Source organism: Zhongshania sp. (assembly GCF_041623545.1).
GTDB lineage: Bacteria > Pseudomonadota > Gammaproteobacteria > Pseudomonadales > Spongiibacteraceae > Spongiibacter.
The window spans coordinates 1-3,453 of sequence record NZ_JBFJWS010000325.1; the positions used below are offsets into that span (position 1 = coordinate 1).

Consider the following 3,453-nt stretch of genomic DNA (forward strand, 5'->3'; position numbering starts at 1 on the left):
CCGAAACCTTTTTAATGGAAATGGGTTTGGAGTGGGATCGTATTGAAGAGTTGAAAGCCTGCGGCGCAATTTCCTAAAAGTGCCGCCAGTCATTTAGGCTCGAAAAGCCTAAATGACAAGCGCTTAACTCCGCGCAGGTGGCGTTAAGCGTTCTTCAGCCCATCGCAAATTGGCGTATCTTTTAGGCAGCTGTTTTCGCCATCTCTCGTTTGACGTTTACCCACTCTTACATCAACCGATCGTAATATTTTCCGGTAGTTTTCGCTCCCGGTGGCGATTCCTGCGCCAAAGCGCGCGGAGTAATCCCCACTTAATGCTGTTAAACTGGCCGTTGTTCTCGCGCCGATTTAATAGACCATGAAAGTCCTGATTCGTAACCCCTTTATTCTATTAAGTATTGTTGCCCTGCTGTGGGGTGGCAACGCGGTTGCGGGGAAATTAGCGGTCGGCCACGTTTCACCCATGTTGCTTACCAGTTTACGCTGGTTCTTTGCCTGTGTATTTATCGCACCTCTGGCTTGGCGCGACGGCTTACGCGAATGGTCTATTATCCGCCAACACTGGCTTACATTGTTTCTACTGGCGGCGCTGGGCTTTACCGCATTTAATGCCTTGTTTTATTGGGCCTTAAATTACACCAGTGCGATTAACGTCACCATAGAGCAATCGGCGATGCCGCTCGTGGTGTTTTTCGGCAATTTTATTTTGTTTGGTTTGCGCCCGGTAAAATTACAACTCATTGGTTTTAGCCTGACCTTAATCGGTGTATTAATTACCGTCGCCCACGGTGATATTTCAAGTTTGTTGAAGTTAGATTTAAATCGCGGTGATGCCTTAATGTTGCTGGCAACGCTGCTGTATGGCGGCTATACCGTTGCACTTAAATTCAGACCACCACTGCATTGGCGCAGCATGATTATGGTGTTAGCATTTTTTGCCTTCATTTCATCACTGCCATTCAGCGCATACGAATATTCCGCCGGTTACGCGATTATGCCCGACGCCCGTGGTTTTGGCGTAGTATTGTATATAGCGATATTCCCGTCACTCATTGCCCAATCTTTGTATATGCGCGGTGTCGATTTAATTGGTGGTAATCGCGCCAATTTATTTATTAACTTAGTGCCGGTGTTTGGTTCGATACTCGCAGTGGTGATTTTGGCTGAAGACTTTAAGGCCTATCATTTTATGGCGTTGTGCTTGGTGGTCGGTGGCATATTACTGGCAGAACAAGGTGTTAAAAAATCCCAAGCCCACAAACTTACTTAGCTAAATTTTATTTATAGGTCTTAATATTAACGAGATAACAGTACACTCAATCGTCCCTGATGCCGCTAAGCAGACCGCGGTGAGCTGCTCCAGCTGCAAAGCGTCTTGCTGCCGTTTGGAGGTAATGCTGATTACCGAGACCGGTGTGCCCGAGCGCTTTATTCAGCGTGATGAATGGGGTGGTGAAGTCATGGCGCGGCTGAGTGATGGCTGGTGCGCAGCCTTAGATCGCCAAACAATGTTGTGCACAATCTACGAGAACCGGCCGTATATTTGTCGAGAGTTTGCGACCGGTTCCTACGAGTGCTTAAGTGAGCGTGAAGAAATCCAATCGTAAAATTATAAAATCACTAAATGATTGGGTAATTCATTTTTTTCGCTGGTGGCGGGCAGCTGACGTTTTAACTCAACGCCGCAAGCTTCAATACATTCAACAAAACCTTTGGCGGTATTGCCACTGCGCACTTGGGCGGTAAATTGCTTCACAATGGCCTGCCAATAAGCATCAGGGATTTTTGCTGAAATGCCGCGATCAACCAAAATTTCCACGTAGTGCTCGACTTCTGAGACAAAAATTAATATGCCGATTTCACCTGCGGTGTGGTGCAGATTCTGCTCTAAAAATTGCCGCCGCGCCAAATTACTGGCTCGCCAAAAACGGACTTGGCGGGGAATCAGTCGGTATTGCAAAGCCGGTATTTGAAATAGCAGCGCCAGACCAATGAATAATACCCACTGGCTCAGTATTAGTTGATGAGGGTTAAGCCACTGTGGATAGTAGTTCACCGCTCCCGGTAAAATTAGCGCCAGCAAGCTTGCCCAGAGTAATGGAATATAGCGGTAGTCATCGGCTTGGCGGGCCAGCACTGTGACCAGCTCCGCGTCGGTCTGGCCCTCTACCCGCTGTATGGCCTCGATCAGTAACTGTTGTTCTTGTTTATTGATTAGCGACATAGTGAATTCCGTAATAGGTTCTAGGTTCATGGACTTGGCTGCTGAATGAAGGTGGCTTCGTTACCAGCCTCCAGATGCACCGCCACCCCCAAAGCCGCCGCCACCTCCGCCGAAGCCGCCACCACCAAAACCACCGCCGCCAAAGCCACCGCCGTGGCGACTACCCAATGCCGCGCCGAGTAGGGCGCCGCCCAAGAATCCACGGCCGCCGCGACCGCGACCGCCACCCATCATCATAAAGATAACGGCGAGCAGTAAGAGACCACCAAGTTTTGGCGGAGTCTGCTTTTTCGTTTCCTGGGTTTTGGCAATCGCCGGTGTTTTGCCGTCGATGATAAGCACCATGGCCTCAACGGCAGCTTTCACACCGCCGTCAAAATCACCAGATTTAAACGCGGGGGTCAAAATTTGCTGAATAATTTGCGCGCTGCGGGCGTCGGTCAGTAAGCCTTCTAAGCCGTAACCAACTTCAATGCGCATCTTGCGTTCTTTCATCGCAATAATGAGCAGGGCGCCATTGTTCTTGTCTTTTTGACCAATGCCCCAGTGGCGGCCCAACTGAAAACCGTAGTCGCTAATCTCGTAGCCCTGTAAGTCGGGCAGGGTAACCACCACAATCTGATTGCCGGTGCGTTGCTCCTGCGCCGCCAACTGTCGATTCAGATCTTGCTCAGTGGCGGCAGAGAGCAGCTTGGCATTGTCTACCACCCTGCCGCTAAGCTTGGGAAATTCCGGCTCGGCGGCGAGGGCAGACAGGCTGAACAGTAGGCTGCCTACCATCAACAAGGGCAGTATTAAAGGCCTTAGAAATAAACGCATTAAAAGTTAACCTGGGGCGCTTCTTCCGCCTTGGGTGCAGTGGCTTTAAAGGTCTCGCGCTCTTTTAACTCGCTATACATCATGCTGTGCCAGATCTTGCCGGGAAAGGTACGAATCTCGGTGTTGTAACGGCCTACCGCCAGAATAAAGTCGCGGCGGGCAACGCTAATGCGGTTTTCGGTGCCTTCGAGTTGCGATTGCAGTGCTAAGAAATTTTGATTGGACTTAAGTTCTGGGTAGCGCTCCTGCACCATCATCAAGCGGCTTAGCGCGCCGCTGAGCTTGGCCTGGGCCGCTTCAAACTGCTGCAGCTTCTCGGGGTTATCTAAAATGCTGGCATCAACCTGCATGGAGGTTGCCTTGGACCTCGCCTCAATCACGGCAGTGAGGGTTTCCTGCTCCTGCGCGGCA

At 50.4% G+C, this 3,453-nt stretch carries 5 protein-coding genes; 2 read left to right on the forward strand and 3 right to left on the reverse strand.

All coding sequences use genetic code 11. The annotated features are described in order from the left end of the window. The first annotated feature begins 357 nt into the window (after nucleotides 1-357). Together ABYT30_RS17205 and ABYT30_RS17210 are read left to right on the forward strand one after the other, a co-directional pair. Nucleotides 358-1,269, forward strand: coding sequence for a DMT family transporter (locus tag ABYT30_RS17205; protein WP_373097676.1), 912 nt, complete (start codon nucleotides 358-360; stop codon nucleotides 1,267-1,269). Between the two features lie 79 nt (nucleotides 1,270-1,348). Continuing rightward, nucleotides 1,349-1,606 carry a YkgJ family cysteine cluster protein gene (locus tag ABYT30_RS17210; RefSeq protein WP_373083278.1) on the forward strand — a complete coding sequence of 86 codons (258 nt, stop codon included), beginning with the start codon at nucleotides 1,349-1,351 and terminating at the stop codon, nucleotides 1,604-1,606. Between the two features lie 2 nt (nucleotides 1,607-1,608). On the opposite strand, the gene ABYT30_RS17215 is transcribed toward ABYT30_RS17210, so the two are convergent. The 3 genes from ABYT30_RS17215 to ABYT30_RS17225 form a co-directional block, all read right to left on the reverse strand. Further along, on the reverse strand, nucleotides 1,609-2,223 hold the full coding sequence (locus ABYT30_RS17215; protein ID WP_373097678.1) for a TPM domain-containing protein: 615 nt from the start codon (nucleotides 2,221-2,223) through the stop codon (nucleotides 1,609-1,611). A 60-nt stretch (nucleotides 2,224-2,283) separates the two neighbouring features. Continuing rightward, nucleotides 2,284-3,042 (reverse strand): YgcG family protein, encoded by a 759-nt coding sequence (locus tag ABYT30_RS17220; RefSeq protein WP_373097680.1) that lies wholly within the window; start codon nucleotides 3,040-3,042, stop codon nucleotides 2,284-2,286. Next, a partial coding sequence (locus ABYT30_RS17225) for a LemA family protein (RefSeq protein ID WP_373097682.1) occupies nucleotides 3,042-3,453 on the reverse strand: 412 nt, incomplete at its 5' end. The genes ABYT30_RS17225 and ABYT30_RS17220, both read right to left, overlap by 1 nt.